Below are 18836 nucleotides of genomic sequence, written 5' to 3' on the forward strand. Positions count from 1 at the left end.
TTATTTCAATCATCCACAAATCACAGGATTTGAAATAGCAAGGTTTGTGCAATCACTCTTTGCAATGAAATATACAAAACGGTCTTCTTTTATAGTCTGTTCTATTTTCCGGCTGTAATCGTAGAAGCCGTTTTCTTTTTTTGCATCAAGCTCTATTTCTTGTAACAGGCCATTCTCAGAATGAACTTCCAACTTTGTAAGTTCTCTGTTTGATAAAAGCTTTAGGTCTATATGGAGCTCTTTTTCACCGCAGAGTTTCTCACCGGGAAGCTTGCCATTAACAGTCGGAATAAGTATCGGTCCGTTAGTTAAGAAGCTGTGTCCACTCTTTAGGGTCTGCAAAAGATTTTTCTGTTCCCTATCTTCTCCCGCATGAATGTAAGTTCTGACGCCGCCACTTGTAAGACAGGTCTCAGCCCATTTCTCAAGTATTGGTAAAAGACTTTCACATATAAGCTCAAATACATGGGTTTCTTCAGGATACTTTTCTTCCAGTTCTGACTTGTTTTCTTTTATCAAATCGTACGTATCGAGAATATTGTCATAGAGCACGTGATAGTCGTCTGCAGCAATATTGTGGGTATCACTTCCTGTTGTTGCCGGAAGGAAAAGACCTTTTCTAAGACATTTTAGCCACAGCTCATATGCCGCATAGTCTGTGCTTCCCATCATCATTGGCGCTGAGCCGTTCCATATTTCCATGGTTTCAAAGATGTCCAGCATATCCTCAAAATCCGGATTCCAGGAGATGGATCTCTGAAGATCTCTTGGGTGGTTTATCTGCGGAAGGCCGCCGTTTGCCTTGATCTCATCTGTGATCCTAACAAACTCAGCCCTTAAATACTCATCTGTCCTGTGCTCATCATCAGGAATTTTGTATATTACATCTTTTTCAACGCCCATCTGCATAACATGGCCATTAGATGTGGAAATTTCTTTTGACACTATTGGAGTAAAATCATCTCTCTTGCAGGCTCTCCAATAATCATGGTTGAGCACGTTATGATGATCAGAAAGCGCTCCGTACCTTAGTCCCATGGCCATCATGGAATTAGCAACTTCCTTTGGAGATTCAACCACATCATCATCACCGCCAAACACAGGGCTTGAATAAATACAGTGGTGGTGCAGATCTCCGGCAATCCATCCATCATCTGAAAGATCAATGAAGTGATTTAATTCGTACTGTCTTTTTTCATATTTATTTTCTGTTACTTCCAAAGAGTCTGTGATGATCTCATACTCACTTCCCTTGGAAATCTCTACTACGTATCGTCCTACAGGGAGCTTTCTTGAAAGACATCCGTCAAAACCGGTAATGTCGCGGATCATAGTTATCTTACCGTTCACTCTGTTGAAGGTTTCCGGCGTTTCGCCCGGCAGTAGTTTAAAGAGCTTTACCTGGGCCGGAGTTCCCTGGCCATGGCATTTCGTTTCTATATAAATGCTTCCAAGAGCTCCATTTTTATCTACAATTCCGTTATTATGAAATCTGTTTCTGTCATTTGTCCCGGGATAATCTACTTCATTTACTCTTTTATTTCCTTTAAGTTTGTAGTTTTCCAGCGCATATTTTGTGAATGAAAGTAGTCTGTCTGCATCCATCCTGGATGCTACCGCATCTTCTTTGCCGTCTTCTTTTAATTTCCCCTGCAATAGCCCGATGGCTATTGATAAAAACTTTGTTTCTTTACTCATGATTGCTCCTCTCTTTTGTAACTGCAAAATAATGGCACGAATTGCTCCGTTGCTCGCAACTCTCGCAATTCCAGAACATTCGGAATTCGCACAATAGTGCTTCTTCCTCATATTCTTCGGGTTTCAAAGCCATAATACTTATCATGCTAGCATGAACGTATTATGTCCTTTCTCCCCTGCCATTAAAAAATGTATGACATAGAGCATAATCATATCTCCATATCATACATTTTATTTTCATAATCGTGCATTATCTACGCGGTTTTTATGTTATCTAACTAAAAAGATTGCATTTTTTGTTGTCAATCATATGAGTAGCTTTCATCATAAGAAACAACTCTTGCTGTTATAAATTTCTTTTTTCGCCCTGGCTTTATAACTGAAAATCTCCGAAAACGCTGGTGATCGGAGTTGTCTTGTAGGCATTTAAAAGTGCTGCAGCATATTCGCTTTGTGAAAGAGTCGTATCTGCTGCCCCCAACGAATTAGCAGTAAGTGAATTGGAATTAAGATCTGAAAGTGAAATATCCTGACTATTTGTGCTGTTTTCAGATGTGCCGCTTATAAGAGCATTCTGAAGCAGATTTCCAGAAAAGTATGTTGACTGAGCAAGCTCTTTTAACGCATTCTGAGAAAGAAGCCCGTTGTAAGCATTTGAATTAGCAGTCGAATCTCCATCCGTTGCAGTAGAAGACGGTGCCAGCTCTCCGACTGCCGAAATGGAGGACTCACTAAGTTCAGCTCCGTGCTCTGCCATGTTTTGAAGTATTTCTGCCTTAACATCCACAGTATGTGATGCTATATTATTGGTTATTTCTGACCTGATATCAACGCTGCGATTCGATATGTTATTAAGAATTGTTGATTCAATATCCAGATCACTAAATACTGAATTGATTTCTTCAGAAAGGGTATCCTGCGTTACCGCTGCATCATCATCTACACCACCGGAAGCATTATCAGATGCCACAGTTACAGTATCGGCCGAAGCATCGCTGTTTGAATCCGTATTGACAGCCGTAACTTTCTCTGCCGCTTCTGTTCCTGAAGAATCGCTGCTATTCTGCGTAGCAATATTCAGATATTTTTGAAAAAGGGAAATTCCGCTCAGATCTGTGGTATCAGAACTTTCAGATGTAGCCTTAGCTACATCCGAAATAGAATACAAATAATTATTTACCGCACTTACAATCCCTGAAATACTCAGTGCCATGCTTTTTCTCCCCTAAAATACCTCACAAAAAGTTTTTAATATTCACCGTTTCTTTGATTACATTATATAGTTAATAATCATTTTTTTGAATATATATTATTTGTATTTTGAAACAATATTTTTTTGCTGATAATGTATTTCAATTACCCTATTTAGAAACTGCCGGGATATCCGATTTCCTGCGCTCTTTCGTTAAGAACCGCATTTATTCCGTCCGAATCATATATTAAAAATCCCTCGTCCTTGAATCTGACTCCCAGTTCAGCTATATCGGCTTTTCCAGCTTCAGTTTCTACTTCGCTATAACTATCATCAAATGTATAGAAAGAATAGAAAGAATTTCTTTCCTCATAATTCTGCTCAAAATAATACTCGAGAACAGCCATGTGCTCGGCATCTATTCCTTCTGTGGAAATCGAAGTTACTGAATCACCCTTATAAATGTCATATGTTTCCATCAAAGAAAGTGTTTCTGATACCCCATAAAAGAATTTGTATTCTCCGCTTGCATCTACATAAGCATAATCCACATCATGAATATTGGCAGCTGATGCTCCACCGCTCTCAATCGTTCCATCTGCATTAACTGTTACATATGATCTTTCAGTAGCGCTCTGGTCATAGCAGATAACTAATTCATCATTTATTCTTTTGATTATCATATCAAGACCAAATCCGGCGCCAAGCTGGGCCTCAACAAGCAGTTCTTCTTCTCCGTCACTGCCGCAGTCCACCTTTGAATATGTGATTTCAGCATCCTGCTGAAAATCTTCAATCTGTTTTAAAGCATCACATATTTCGCTAATGGTATAGCTTTCACCCACTGTAAGTACCTGTGACAGCTCCAAATATCCCGGAACATCGCCTTTTCCAGTATATTTCACTTTGGCTGTTCCTTTTTCCACATCGGAATATGTCAACCCATCCGTATTTTCTACTGCACTTCCTGCTCCATTTTCTGTTACATTCTCCGCTGTGCTTTCTGATGCAGTTTCCGTTGTTTTTCCTGTGGTGTTCTCCGCCTTACTTTCTGCTGGATTTTCAATTGAACTCCATGTAGCATTTTCTGTTTCTTTGGCTCCACATCCAGCCATGGCCATTGCAGCAACAATCGCCGCTATAGTGATTCCTGTCTTTCTCTGATTTCTTTTCATAACATCCTCATAATTTGTATCTATCTTGAAATGCAGTATTTACTGCACCTTCAAGCCACTCTGTTGTTTCCACTCATCATAAATTTTCTCTTCATCATAATCCGGAAGATACTTTTTAGCTATGGAGCAGATTTCTGTTACCAGTTCTTCATCTTCTTCAACTTCATCTGCAATTGCTTCAATGCTTTTTCCTTTGACAAGCTTTTTGCAGATTAAAGTTATAAGGCTTAAATCTTTACCTATCACTTTGCCTATTTCTTTACCCTTTGTTCTCTCTTCCTGTACATTAAAGCCTTTCCATCCCTCAAAAAGATCACTCATATCCCTCTCCTTTATATGACTGACAAAATCCTGAATCTCATCTTCCGGTACATACTGCTTTCTAAGTACTACTGCTATTACTTTTGCAAGGGTCTCAAGAACATCCTCCGGAGATTTAAATGCAATGTTTTCAAGATAGTCCTTAGGTAAGCCTAACGAATTAAATTCAGCAGCATCCTTTAACTTATTAATAAGCATTATCAGCGATAATCCATCTTCTCTATCCAGTAATTCCTCACGATTGTAATCCCCTGTATTAACCAAATGATACTCAAACTTTGGAATATACTTAGAAAACACTTCACCAAGAGCAATTCTTGATGAAAAAGCCTTATCCACTGTCCATTTATCTACGCCGTTATAATATACGATTGGAAATACCGGTGGATACTTGAAGTCTTTTGACTTGCTTATTCCTTTATGAAGTTTCTCCTGCTGCTTTGCATAATCCTCCCAGATAAACACCATATACCGAAGAATCTGCATACATACATTATAGTCTACCTGTGCTTTGTGTTCAATTAATGTGATGAATACTTCTTTTCCGCCTGTTATGCGAACTTTTTTGACCACATCAGCATTTCGCTCTTCTGTGAACATTGGAATATAGCGATCCGTAACATCCTCAATATCTTCCGCTTCAACACTCTTTAGCTCCTCAATGTTTGAGTAATTCCTCAATAACTGTGCACAAAGATTGGCATTGCCAAATATGGTTTTGGCTCCACTGTCCTTTTCCTTACTATTACTGATCTGATTGTTTTCTTCTGACATACACATATGCCCCTTTCTATTTTAATTACTTACAAAACCTGTGAAAAAAAGCATATGCAAGAACTGCTAAGCCTTTTCCGATTGGATTTGAAACTGCATAAGATTTATGCAACCATGTCAGAATAGCACATAGTGTGTTGAGAAGCAAATATAATTTTTAGCAAAAAGGTGCCTGCTAACATTAGTTCATAAGCAGACACCTTATCCTTTTATATCAATTCAAATAATAACAGAAAATAAAATGGCCCTCTAACCCCGTCCCCAAGGGACCAAAAAGAGTCAAGATACTGATAAGACAAAAGTCTTTATTTCAAATGGTTCCATCTCAAATGACAAAAGCTTATTCTGAGCATCGTAGCCAAAGCCATCATGTACTTCAGTCTTTCGCTCAAGGAGGTCACACTCACTCACTGCTTTCGGACTAATATCATATCCATTAAACATACTAGCCTTAACAGTATGCTTTTCACCGTATCCCTCAAACAATCTGATCACTATATCATTTGAGTTCTCAGCCATCTTAACTGCTTCAACGAATACGCCACTTTCTTCGATGTCAATTATGCCACGCAGAGCTGCTGCCACTATGTCAGAAGGCTGACCGCTTAAAGAGCTCTTGCTCTCAGGAATATAGAAGTGACTGTTCTCATTTAACTTTCTGGCTTCCTCTATTACTCTGCCCTCTCTGTAATCACCCTCATGAGGGAAAAGAGAATAGGTAAACTCATGAAGTCCCTGATCAGCGTTAGGGTTCGGGAATATTCCTGACTTAATAAGTGTAAGTCTCATAAGTTTTTCTTTTGCATCATAGCCGTACTTGCAGTCATTAAGTACAGCGACGCCAAAAGAGCCATCTTTATCAGAAATATCCATCCATTTATGAGCACAACACTCAAACTTTGCCCTATCCCAGCTGTTTTCCCTCTTGAGGTTTCTTTTTAGATTGCCATACTGCGTCTCGCATGTAATCTGTTCTGAATCCACATCAACAGGAAATGCTGCCTTTAAAAGTGTCTGATGCTCATGCCAGTCAATCTTTGTCTCAAAATCTATTCGCCTTGAATCTGAATAGAAGTGAATTTTCTGCTGAATTTCAGAATTCCTGAAAGGTCTCTTTACGCTAACTACAATCTCACGGCAAGAATCTGCTTCAATTCTATTGCTACCACTATCCCCTTGACTAACTGACAACTCTTTAATGTCTGTAATATCCCATGACACATTTTCAAAATCCGCATCAATGTTCCAACAGTCATATTCCTTGGGCTTATCTTCAAAGGCGATCAGTCTGTTTAATGGGCTTTGATTGTTATCTCTCAGTTCTTTTCCACATTTTTTGTCAAAAAGACTTTCTAATTCACCATTGCTGTCCACTACTACTGAATAAAATCTTGTATTTATAAAAATCTTTCCATCTTTATCTTCGCAAGTAATGTCATTACTTACAGCTTTTTCCTCACCACAAGTATTGTCACTACCTTCAGCTTTATCCACATGGCAGATAAGTTTTGACAGATCAATTTCCTTTGCAGCTTCATCTATGATTATTTCTGCTCTTCTCTTTATGTCTGCGTAGTCCACATCAGAATCCTGATAAACTTCCTCAATTGAGGAGCCCGGTAAAATATCATGGAACTGATTGAGCATGACCTTTTTCCAGATTTCTTTTATCTCTTTTGCAGGATAAGCTTTATGCCCATGTAACAATGCGCATACAGACAAAAGCTCAGCCTCCGCTAAAAGATACTCTGACCTTCTGTTGTTCTTTTTATTCTTGCCGATAGAGGTGTAGGTTCCTCTGTGATATTCCAGATACAGCTCATCTTTCCAGATTGGGACTTCCTTGCCTTCAATCTCTTTTAATAATTCTTCAAAAAACTCGCCAACTGCTGCCTGCTTTGTTCTTGGAACTCCGGGGATTCCCATTTCAAGCCTTCTGTTCATCTCAAGCATTTCCCAGGTTGGACCGCCGCCGCCATCTCCATAGCCATAGCAGTCAAGGACCACATCCGTTAATTCTTTTTCCCTAAAGGCTTCCCATGCCCCCATTACCTGCGACGCATTCTGTCTTCCATTGTAGGTGTAGTTAAGAATCCTGCCATTTCTTCCTAAATCTACCGCCTTATCGTAATCGCATGTGGTGATTATGTAGGTAGGAATCACACTGCCATCAATGCCTTCCCAGTTAAAAAGATCATGTGGCATCCTGTTGGTATCATTCCAAGCAACCTTTGTCGTCATAAATGCTTTTATCCCACTCTTTTTCAATATCTGCGGAAGAGCAGCACTATAACCAAATACGTCAGGAAGCCATAAAACTCTGCTATCTACGCCAAACTCCTCTTTGAAATATTCTTTTCCGTAAAGAATCTGCCTCACCAAAGACTCTCCTGATGTCAGATTACAGTCCGCTTCAAGCCACATACCGCCTTCGGGTTCAAAACGCATTTCCTTTACCTGTTTTTTTATCTCCTCAAAGAGCTCCGGTTCTTCCTCCTTTACAAACTCGTACATCTGTGGAGTGCTTGCCATGAAAAGATATTCCGGATACTTTTTCATGAGCTCCATAACAGTTGAGTAACTGCGGATAACTTTTTCTCTTGTCTGACGTATTCTCCACTTCCAGGCAACATCTATGTGTGTATGTCCGACACTTGCCACTGTGACAGGAAGATAATCTTTGCCATATAGGTTTTTTCTCAGTAAATCTGCGGCTTTGGCGAGTTTTCCACAATTGTTTGTAACCGATATTTTATTTTCCACGTTTTCCACGTCTACTAATCCACACGCTGTGGATAGTCCATCAAGTATGATTTTCACGGAGTTTTGCACATTTGTGGATAACTTTGTGGATAAACTATCCAGAATCTCATCAGAGATTTCCACATTTTTATTCTGTTCTTCAAATGCTCCTGCAGTTGTATCAAGCACAGATTCGCGCTTTGACGAAGGTATTCCAAGCATTGCCTGCATGGCTTCAAATGGCACTTTCATGTCAAAATACAGCTTTTGAACCGCTTCGTTTCTGGCTGCAATTGTCATGTTCAGATAGTTCTCATTTTTATCAAGATTTGAATATGCATATATCCTGATATCCACAACCCTATCTTTTCCACAATCCCAATCTTCTTTATCAAAGATAGTAACACTGTTATGGTTCATATCCATTCCACAGCGCCTTTTCCCATTTATATATACCAGCATCTGTGGATTGTTGGTATTCCATATATCTTCTGCACCTGTGGATAAAAAGAACAACACCTCTTTACCCTTGTAGAGTTCAGGGATTTCCACCGCCACATGAAAACAATAGTGACCATCGGGCTCTCCCCAAGCTGAGCCCTGTTCAAACTTCTCCCATCCTGAAACATCATCAAGTACAGTTTCTCTGCTATTATACGGAACTTCTTTTATCCTTATTCCATCAGCAGTCATCACATCTTTAACCGGTCTGACATCTTCCCAAAGACTATTCTCCAGCATTTCTATTGTGTCTTTTATTCTGTTATACTTTTCTGCTCTTCCCATTTTTCACACCCTGTTTTATTGTTCTACAATTCCCAAAGCTTTAACACTTCACAATACATTCTCTTGTATTCATGCTTCTCGGTACAATGTTTATATCTTCTAAAGTAACATATGGCGCATGCCTGATAAATATCCCGTAAGCAGGAACATCACCAAAACTGTTATTTTCAGGATAATCTGTTACACTTTCATGTATACTCGACAAAAGATTTATCTCTTCAATATCATCTCTGTATTCAACAGAAAAGCTTTTTATATCTATTTTTCCTAAATCTTTGCCTTTATCGTCTTCCATCCTATAGCCGGTAATAATAGATGGCACTTCTGCATTTACAGCTTTGACATTTTCGATAGTCACCTCTTCTATAGAACCGCCAAAATATCTCTTCTCTTTATCCTGTTCATCTACATATCCAAACTTATTCCTCTTGTTGAGACATACAAATAAAGGACAGCTCACATTATCCATAGTTATATTTTTTACTCTGACATTACTTACATTGCTTCCATCCGAAGACTCTATTGCAATCCCAGAGCATGTTCCGGGATATATGTCCGGAAGCATAAAATGGCAGTTTTCCACTGATATGTCACTTATGTCATAAAATGTCTCTGTGCCTATTTTAAAAGAGTTGGCTACAGTAAGAACTACGCAGTCCTCAAAATGAACATGATGCGTTCCTCCCATTTTACTATCATCCGAAACATTTATCCCATCATGCTCATGGCCTCTCGGAGCTTTCACAACAAGTCCATCATCTGCGCAAGAAACAAAACAGTGTCTTACATCCACATTACTGCTCCCCATAACATCAATACCATCTGTGTTTGCCACATGCCTATTTCCGTTGATTACGACATCTTTAATTTCAATATTGTCGCATCCATCTACGCAAAGGTTCCAATCCATTGCTCCTTCAAGACATATATTTGAAACACCTGAATGATTACAATTATGAAGCCAAACCATATACATTGGCCTTTGAATTTTGGGTAGTCCATAGCCATATCTGTCCTCTGCATACCGTATTCTGCTCCTGATCTCGTATCTGATCGTATCCACAGGATATCCCATTGGATCATATAAAACCGGTGGTAGTTTTATCTTATCAAGGGGCTCCAGTCTTGGTTTTTTTAGTGGTGGATACACAAAGTACTCTCCATTTCCTATAATCCTTCCACCTCCGCATATCATTGAGTTATCTGCGTTATCCATAATTACAAAAGCATCCGTATATTGTGATAGATCTTTTGATGCAACCAGGGCTGACGAGGTTGTTATAAAAAGCTTAGTTCTGCTATAGATTCTTAAAGTCCCCGAGCAGTATAATCCTCCATCTATAAGAACAGTCCCTCCGCCATTTTCTCTTGCAGCCTCTAAAGCATCATTAATTGCTTCGGTGCATAATGTGACTCCGTCACCGACAGCTCCAAAGTCTCTGATATCATATATTTTTTCATCTGGTATTTCCTGCTTGTGAAGGTAATCAAAAAAAGGTATTCCCCTATAATAATCCCCCTCATAGATCACCCCGTTATCCGGAAAAGTTGCTTTATCCTTAGTTTTCACCATTCTCCTCCTTTTATGTTCGACTAATATAGCTATAGCTTCCCTTGATTTTTCCGGGAGTCGTGCCTTCTATTTTTTTAAACCACCGGTTCAATGTAACCATGCTACAATAACCACATTCTTCAGCAGCTTTTTTTATTGTTGTTCCATCTTTTATAAGTTCTTTAAACCTATCTATTCTCTTTCGATTTATAACTTCAAGGAGGTTCTTGCCAGTTCGTTCTTCATACAGCGCAGCCATATACTTGGCATTCAAGCCAACCTTCTCTGCCAGAAAAGATATATTCAATCCTTCGTCAAACAGATACTCTCCCATACTTTTTTCAATTCTGTTTATTATTCCCTGCGTTTGATAGTTCATGCTTAGTTGCTGCACTTGGCTACAGTACTTATCAGCATAACAAAGTAATGTTTTCCTTAATTTTTCGATAGATTTCTCTTTTACTATACCTGACAAAGTTTTTTGAAAATCTTCTACACTATCGAAATCATAGTAGCTTTCCATGGCGGTAGACATTTGACAGAATATACTGCATGCAATTCCTTGCGCTGTATATATTGATATCCCCTGTTTTACCCAATCATCAATTATCAAATTTAAAAAGTTGTGAAGTGCCTCTCTGTCACCGGTTCTAGTAAGATTGACAAGTCTTTTATCGATTTCTTCAACAGGAAGTATAGGCTTTAAATGATAGTTTTCTGATTCATCATAAAAGTGAACATCTTTAAGGCCTGACACAGATACAAACTGCTGAATCTCTTTCGCCTCTTCGTATGCAATAACTATGTTTTCAATGCCGGAATACACTTCACTGCAAGTAACTATGGCTTCCAACATATATTTCTTTCTATACGTACCAATAATTATCTGCATAGCATCACGCAAATTTATTTTATATTCATTTATGCTGCTTTCACCGATATTGATGATATAGACAGGGTTACTGTTTACTTCAAAGAAAAGAAAACTATATTCATCTGTAAGTGCCTGCTGAAGCATCTCATCAAATTCATAAAAAGGAAACAGTTCAAATACATTTGGCTCTTCACCAATCAATTCCTCTTCAGCGTTTTCAAGTCTTACTACCATAATTACATATTTGGAAAAAGAGATTTCTCTTTTTAGGTACTCCAAAAAGTCCTTATCAAGATCTTTTACCGTAAATCTTTTTCTCACGAGTCCTGATAACGTGTAATCTTCAAGAATCCTCATCATCTGATCTTCTTTTTGTAATTCCCTAAATGTTTTTCTTCTTTCCATTATGCTAACCCTAATACAAAATTCTCAAAATTGTTTATTAGTATATCTGTTTACATATATTTATTCCAGTTCTGCAAGTAAGTTCTGTCATAGTGAAATCTTTTCTTACATTTTGACATTAATTTGATACATTTTGAATGTATTTATGACTTTGTGGATGCCCTCAGTAAACTTTACTGCATATATAATACCCCTTGGAGGGTTATTATATGATCAAAAATAAAGCAAAAAACAATTCCGGAAAACTAAGCTTTTCCAGGAGCCTAAAAAAGTACTGGATACTTTATCTCATGATGCTGCCGGGACTTTTATACTTCATTGTATTTAAGTACGGCTCAATGTTTGGCCTGATAACTGCATTTCAGGAATTCAGGCTGACCAAAGGTGTTTTGGGGAGTCAGTTTGTTGGCTTTGAACACTTTGCCAAATTTTTTCAGAGCAACAAGTTTAGCACTTTATTCATTAACACTATGCGACTGGCTGTCTGTAACATCATCTTTTTCTTCCCACTTCCCATTATTATCTCGCTTCTTATAAACGAACTCAAATCCAAGCGTTACAAATCCGTGATACAGGGTGTTATTTACATTCCTCACTTTGTTTCCTGGGTCGTAGTAGCCAGTGTAGTTGTCGAACTTTTCAACACTCAGGATGGTGCAATTACACAGATGATCAACAAAGCGTTCGGGACAAGCGTTAACATTTTATCCAATGAAAACACCTTTGTAGGGTTGATCACAGGTGAACAGATGTGGAAAGAATTCGGCTGGGGAACAATCATTTTCCTGGCAGCCTTGGCTGGAGTAGACACACAGCTTTACGAAGCAGCAAAAATCGATGGTGCAAACAGGTGGAAGCAGACGCTTCACGTTACACTGCCTGCCATGAAGCCCACAATAATCATTCAGCTCATTTTGCGTATGGGTAACTTCTTAAATACCGGATTTGAACAAATTCTTCTTGCACTTAATTCAAGCAATAGATCAGTCGGAGAAGTATTTGATACATATGTATATCAGGTAGCACTTCAAAACGGAAAGATCAGCTATGGTACTGCAATCGGTATGTTCAAATCTGTAGTTGGTCTGATCCTCGTAGTAACAGTGAATAAGATTGCAAAAAAAGCCGGAGAGGAGGGAGTTTACTAATGACAACTATGAAATCGGCATCGTCAACAAAGGTAAAAGAGTCTACCGGAAGCAAAATATTTGATTTGTTTAACATATTGTTGCTTTTCTTTATAGCCTTTATATGCCTTTCGCCATTTCTTTATGTTTTTTCTGCGTCTGTATCAAACGTTGCAGATGTAAACACAAGAGGATTCTTCATATATCCGACAAGCTTTGATCTTTCAGCTTATCAATTTCTAATCAAGAGCAAAATGCTAATAGGAAGTATTGGAAGATCTTTTCTTATCACCATTATTGGAACAGCTCTTAGCCTTACTGTAACTGTTATGATGGCTTACTCTCTCTCAAAACCTGATATGTGGGGAAGAGCCTTTATAAATAAGCTCATTGTCTTTACCATGCTTTTTTCCGGAGGAATGATTCCTACCTACCTTGTAGTATCCGGTCTGAAACTGACTGATACTTACTTTGCCTTGTGGCTTCCGGGACTCGTTAGTGCCTACAACATGATTCTGATAAGAACCAATATAATGGCCCTCCCAAGTGAACTCCTGGAGGCTGCTAAGGTCGACGGCTGCAATGATTTTGTTATTTTTTACAAGATAGTTCTTCCACTGATCAAGCCAAGTCTTGCAACCTTTGGACTTTTCTATGCAGTAGGTTATTGGAACGATTTCTTCAATGCAACGATTTACCTGAACGATATGAACATGTGGCCTATACAGGTCTGGCTGCGTCAGATAGTTCTTTTGTCTGCCGGTGTTTCTGATGTTACTGAAACCACGAACTTTATAGCACCTTCAACTATTAACTATGCAGTAATAATTTTCGCAACTGTTCCTATCTTATGTGTGTACCCTTTTATCATGAGATTTTTTGAAAAAGGTATGATGGTCGGCTCCGTGAAGGGTTGAGCTGTGAGAACCTGCTGAGTTTTTCGAAGCTGGCTCGAACATGTTAAATCGAGTGAACCGAGATTTAACTTCCTTATTAAAACTGTAAAAAGGATGCTACTCATTACGAGTACAAATATATTTATCTATAAAGGAGGCTTTTAATGAAAAAGAAACTTTTGGCAACACTTCTTAGCGCTAGCTTATGTATCGGGATTGTATCAGGATGCAGTAGCAGCGAAACTACTGACACAGCACAGTCTGAGACATCATCTTCCGAACCCCAGACTGAAACAAGTGAGACTGCCACGCAGTCAAACACTGAAGCAGAATCTGAATCTCTTGAACCAATAACCATCACTATGATGCAGGAACTATTTAGCGATTCTGCCCCAGACCTTTCAGATGAATGGTATACATACATAAAAGATAACCTCGGCGTTACCCTCGATGTAAACTTTGTTCCAACACAGTCATACGTAGATAAGATCACAACTACTATTGCGTCAGGAGATCTTCCAATGGTCATTGCAGCTAACAGTAGTGTTCTTAAAAATCAGGGAATTCTTGATATGATCGCAGACGAAGATTTTTGGGATCTGACAGACATAATAAAAGACTATCCTAACCTTTATGAATTTGTAGGTGAAGACAGATGGACAACTTCTGCAATTGAAGGAAAGAACTGGGGTATTCCGAGACTTCGTGTCCTTCCAAGAAACGGCGGCGTTATTCGTCAGGACTGGCTTGATAATCTTGGGCTTGAAATGCCAACTACATTTGATGAGCTCTATGACGTTTTGTATGCATTCACATATGACGATCCCGATGGAAACGGCATTGATGACACTTATGGTGTTGTAACAAGTTATGTAGGTACCGGAAATCGTGGATGGAACGGCTTCCAGACTCTTGCCGTTTCTTTTGGTGCTCCCAACACATGGGGTTATATCGACGGAAAAATGGTCCCTGACTTTGGCACCGAAGAGTATATGAATGCCCTTAAGTTCATCAAAAAACTCTATGATAACGGCGTAATGAATAAGAACTTTAATGAAATTACTGCTGAAGATAGAAAAACTGAATATATGGCCGGAAACTATGGTGCAGTATTTTGTGTTATTGACGACATTCAAGGTCTTCAGAGTGGTCTTGTGCAGGCTGTTGACACAGCACAGAGTAAAGTTTTAGGTGCTGTTACCCAAAACAAAGGGGACACTATAAGAATTCACTCTACTACCGGATATAACGGACTTGTTATGTTCCCTAAATATGGAGACGGAGCCATCCAGTCCGAAGAAGAACTAAGACGAGTACTTTCATTCTATGATTCAATGTGTACTGATGAATATCAGGATCTTTTAAACTATGGTATTGAAGGGCTTACTTATGAAACCGTAAACAGTGTAAGAACTCTTACTACTACAGAGAATGGCAGTCTTGTTCTCGATGTCCAAAAAGGTGACATAAATCAGATTCTTCCGGCGGCTGACTATGTACGCAAAGATGACGATAATGAAATGCTTATTTCCCTCTATGACACTATTGAAGAGAGAATGGATTATGCCGTTCTTGATGATTCTGCAGGTCTTACATCTGCCACATATAATGACCTTAGCAGTGAACTTGATGCTATAATGATGGATGCAGCAGTAAACTTCGTAATTGGATCAATCGACGAAGATGGATATTGGGCTGCCTATGATCAGTGGCTTGCTGATGGTGGTCAGGATGTAATTGATGAATTTACTGAGGCTTACGAACTCTATAGGTGATAAATATATGAGCAAAAATATTAATTCTAATGCAAAAGTTATTCTGCCACAGACAAAGGCGCAGGGGTTTAGAGACCCCTGCGCCATATTATCCGGTGGCATTTACCACTTATATTACAGCCTGGTTCAGAATGAAGATGATGGACAATTCTTCTATCTGGCAGAAAGCATCAGCCATGACCTTAAAAACTGGTCTGCCCCAAGAATCCTATCTCCTAAAGGTTCAGAATATAATTATTCCTCGCCAGGAAATGTTTTTTTCCAAAACAACCTTTACCATATGTGTATTCAAACTTATCCCAGAAGAGATGGTGAGACCTATGGAAACGAAAACAGTCGTATATTCATTATCCACAGTAAGGATCTTATTCACTGGACCACTCCTGAACTACTCAAGGTAAAAGGAGATATTCCTGTAGGAGAAATGGGAAGGATGATAGATCCTTATATTCTTCAAAGCGGTGATGAATTCTTATGTTTTTATAAACAGAACGGTGTCTCTTTTTCCAAATCGAAAGATCTTATAACCTGGGAGTATCTTGGCAACTGTTCAGGATGCGGAGAAAATGTATGCGTTTTAAAAGAAGGATCTTCCTACTATATTCTCCACTCCCCCAAAAATGGACTTGGCCTTCTAAAAACCGATAATTTTAGCGACTTTGAAGACTTTGGAACTACCACTTTAAATCAGGAAGCCTATCCCTGGGCAAAAGATCGCCTTACAGCCGGCTTTATTCTGCAACGTAATCCAAAACATGATAAAGACATTTTGTTCTTCCATGGAGATGATGAATCCAATTACACTTTTGGTGCTTCTATCGCTCTCATTGAAAACTGGAATTTCAAAAAAGCTTTCAGCATCATGTAATAGCAACCTTATCCTGAAATTTAAGTATGGGCTTTTTGTCGGCATCAAATATTAAAGGAAGAACTACATATCGTGAATCATCATAGTCTTTGCCATTCCACCTGTCAGAAAAATAATAAATGTTTCCTGTGTTTACTACAGTAAGGAAAAAGGCAGGCTGTGTGCGATATGTAGTTTCATCCCCTATCTTGGTCAGCGTGGACCAAGAGCCATCGATCTTGTCTGCAGTAGCATACTTACACTGATTTGGCGCCCAACCTGTACAATACGAGCTGAACATATAGTAAATACCTTCTCTTTTTACAACTGCAGGAGCTTCTCTGTACTCGCCCTGCCACAGTTTATTAACCAGCTCATCAACGTTTAGATAATCATCTGTAAGTCTGTACATGTGAAGATCTGCGTTATCTCTTGATGCAGAGATAAAATAGGCAGTGTCATCATCATCCACAAAAAGTGTACAATCTCTGGACATATACCCAAAAGGATTAAATGCCCCAAGATAAGTGAATTCCCCATCCGGCGTATCTGAAATAGCAATTCCACAAGCGGCTAAGCTATAGTCAACACCATTTTCGACATGCATCCACATCACAAATTTGCCTGTCTTTTTGTTATAGACGACCTTTGGTCGCTCTATGTTTATCTTTTTCCCTTTTTCTGTGATAAGAGACAGATCCGTCTTTACCCTGTGCTCCATGCATTTCGATGCCGTTGTGAGTACATCGCGTCTAAATTCCCAGTTCATCAGATCTTTTGACGCATACACACTTACATACCTGTTCTCTGTCCTGTTTTCCCCATACCAGTAATACACTCCATTCCAAAAGAGAATGTGGCCTCCATGTGCATGGATTTTATTGCCGTCTGTATCCTTCCAGATATCGCCATTTATCAAAAAACTTCTTGTTGACTCCATGTTTACCGTCTCTTTACTGATTATTTTTAGCATCCAAGAACTGCTGGAGCTGAGTAATGAGTTCCTGGCGGACTGTTTCAAGACCTGCTGCCTCTGCATCAGCATGCCATGTCTGTAGTTTTTCCACTGCCTCATCTGCCTCATAAAGTGAGATGTTCAAACGAAGCTCATTAGAAAGAGCTGAAATATTTGCCACTTCAGTTTCAACATTTGAAGCATCAAATGAAAATCCGGCAAGCGGGCTCAGCTGATAAGTAGAATCTGAATATGCATAATCAAAGTCTGCCTTAAGTTCTGCATTGTTTAATACCATCTCACTATATCTTACATAATTTGGATTCCAGGTAAAAGAATAACCGGGCATAACATACTTTTCCTCATCTGAAATATCAGTATTCTTCATACCATTATCGCCAATTGCTTCCCAGTCTTCTCCTTCAATACCATACTGGAAAAGGTCATGCGCTTCTTTAGAACCAAACATCCAATCAAGGAAATACATAGTTGCAAGCTTTTTATCTGACCACTCAGGAACAACAAGCCAGTTGTTGGTTGCTATATCACAGATAACAGCACCTTCCTCCTTGTTTCTCTGAGCATCATCAATAACGTAGAATCTCCATTCAGACTCAGGCACATTTTCCATGGCCTCTTTTGACCTGTTCTCAAACTCACTGAGTGCGCTGTAGGAAATTGCAGCCGGCTTCTCCACAGGTGTTGTTTCTCCGCGACTTGGGTTAAGATATGGATTCCACTCGGTACGCTTTACTGCGTATTCAGTGATGAAATCATACTGATAGCCCTCTGGCATCTTGGCAAATTCTTCCTCGCTGTCTCCGGCAACAACCACATTTAACACTTTCGTATGATCTTCGCTTAAACCCACAAATATTCTGGTCTGATCCCCGAACACCTGTGTAGAATCCTGGCTAAATACATTGTCGTGCTTTCCGGTATACACAGGGCTGTCAAGGTAAAAGAAATTCCATAGATTTACTCCCATCATATCAGGCTCATTTTCACAAACAGTCTTTACAAAAGCCATCAGACTGTCACGATCTGTAATCTCATCACAACCGTATTTTTGACGAAGGTCCTCACGATACATAAATCCACGGCTGTCTTCATAAGCATTGGCCATATTGATGCCATATATTCCTTTAGTGTAAGAGCCATCCTCCTGACGGACGTATGATGTCATAGCATCCAGAAACTGCCCTGAAAATGCTGCTTTTAGTCCGGGGAATTCATCATTGTTAAAATATCCTGTCAGATCAGCAAAATCCCCTTCCTGAATGAATTTGGTCAGACCAAACCATGAACCGCAAAACATAAGATCAATATCTTCCTGCGCAGACAACGCCATATTCAGCTTATCTTTGTAATCCGCGCCGATAACATACTCAATATTTGGATGAATTTTGCTCATTACAGGGTCATCTGCAACCATTTCTTCATACTTTGCAATGACCTTGTCCACATTTTTTACTTCGTTCATTACACGAATATTGATCGTGACATCTTTTGTGATTGGCGATGATTCTACATTGCTCTCTCCGGCTTCAGTGCTGTTTGCTGCCTGTGAAGAAGTATCGCTGCCAATCTCCTGACTGCTCTCTGCGCTCCCACATGCAACAACCCCCATAACCATTGCAGCTGCCATAATTGTAGCAGTTACTCTTTTTGCTAAGTTTGTGTTTCTCCTTTTCATAGTACCCTCCTAAACATCATA

General features: G+C 39.2%; 13 protein-coding genes. 4 read left to right on the plus strand and 9 right to left on the minus strand.

Features of this window, described 5'->3' with window-relative positions:
- Positions 1–9: 9 nt before the first annotated feature.
- The 7 genes from J6O61_RS18385 to J6O61_RS18415 form a co-directional block, all read right to left on the minus strand.
- The gene (locus J6O61_RS18385) at positions 10–1698 is read right to left on the minus strand and encodes a CehA/McbA family metallohydrolase (protein WP_292215763.1); all 1689 of its coding nucleotides are present in this window, start codon (positions 1696–1698) and stop codon (positions 10–12) included.
- A gap of 373 nt (positions 1699–2071) precedes the next feature.
- The gene (locus J6O61_RS18390) at positions 2072–2911 is read right to left on the minus strand and encodes a hypothetical protein (RefSeq protein WP_292215764.1); all 840 of its coding nucleotides are present in this window, start codon (positions 2909–2911) and stop codon (positions 2072–2074) included.
- A 152-nt stretch (positions 2912–3063) separates the two neighbouring features.
- Complete coding sequence (locus J6O61_RS18395) at positions 3064–4065, minus strand: hypothetical protein (protein WP_292215765.1); 1002 nt, start codon at positions 4063–4065, stop codon at positions 3064–3066.
- 39 nt (positions 4066–4104) lie between these two features.
- Entirely contained in the window at positions 4105–5160 is a 1056-nt protein-coding gene (locus J6O61_RS18400) for an Rpn family recombination-promoting nuclease/putative transposase (RefSeq protein WP_292215766.1), read from the minus strand.
- Positions 5161–5439: 279 nt separating this feature from the next.
- On the minus strand, positions 5440–8688 hold the full coding sequence (locus J6O61_RS18405) for an alpha-mannosidase (RefSeq protein ID WP_292215767.1): 3249 nt from the start codon (positions 8686–8688) through the stop codon (positions 5440–5442).
- Positions 8689–8728: 40 nt separating this feature from the next.
- Complete coding sequence (locus tag J6O61_RS18410) at positions 8729–10261, minus strand: glycoside hydrolase family 28 protein (protein WP_292215768.1); 1533 nt, start codon at positions 10259–10261, stop codon at positions 8729–8731.
- A 10-nt stretch (positions 10262–10271) separates the two neighbouring features.
- Complete coding sequence (locus J6O61_RS18415; RefSeq protein WP_292215769.1) at positions 10272–11519, minus strand: helix-turn-helix domain-containing protein; 1248 nt, start codon at positions 11517–11519, stop codon at positions 10272–10274.
- A 209-nt stretch (positions 11520–11728) separates the two neighbouring features.
- On the opposite strand from J6O61_RS18415, the gene J6O61_RS18420 reads away from it, so the two are divergent.
- The 4 genes from J6O61_RS18420 (at position 11729) to J6O61_RS18435 (ending at position 16185) form a co-directional block, all read left to right on the plus strand.
- Positions 11729–12667, plus strand: a complete 939-nt coding sequence (locus tag J6O61_RS18420) for an ABC transporter permease (protein ID WP_292215770.1) — start codon at positions 11729–11731, stop codon at positions 12665–12667.
- Positions 12667–13563 (plus strand): carbohydrate ABC transporter permease, encoded by an 897-nt coding sequence (locus J6O61_RS18425; protein WP_292215771.1) that lies wholly within the window; start codon positions 12667–12669, stop codon positions 13561–13563. The genes J6O61_RS18420 and J6O61_RS18425 overlap by 1 nt, the downstream gene beginning before the upstream one ends.
- 143 nt (positions 13564–13706) lie before the next feature.
- Entirely contained in the window at positions 13707–15317 is a 1611-nt protein-coding gene (locus J6O61_RS18430) for an extracellular solute-binding protein (RefSeq protein ID WP_292215772.1), read from the plus strand.
- Positions 15318–15324: 7 nt separating this feature from the next.
- Complete coding sequence (locus tag J6O61_RS18435; RefSeq protein WP_292215773.1) at positions 15325–16185, plus strand: hypothetical protein; 861 nt, start codon at positions 15325–15327, stop codon at positions 16183–16185.
- Here J6O61_RS18435 and J6O61_RS18440 read toward each other — a convergent pair.
- Together J6O61_RS18440 and J6O61_RS18445 are read right to left on the minus strand one after the other, a co-directional pair.
- Positions 16178–17104 (minus strand): family 43 glycosylhydrolase, encoded by a 927-nt coding sequence (locus J6O61_RS18440; RefSeq protein WP_292215774.1) that lies wholly within the window; start codon positions 17102–17104, stop codon positions 16178–16180. The genes J6O61_RS18435 and J6O61_RS18440 overlap by 8 nt on opposite strands.
- A gap of 13 nt (positions 17105–17117) precedes the next feature.
- Positions 17118–18815 (minus strand): extracellular solute-binding protein, encoded by a 1698-nt coding sequence (locus J6O61_RS18445; RefSeq protein WP_292215775.1) that lies wholly within the window; start codon positions 18813–18815, stop codon positions 17118–17120.
- Positions 18816–18836 lie beyond the last annotated feature (21 nt).

Source organism: Butyrivibrio sp. (assembly GCF_017635265.1).
GTDB lineage: Bacteria > Bacillota > Clostridia > Lachnospirales > Lachnospiraceae > Butyrivibrio.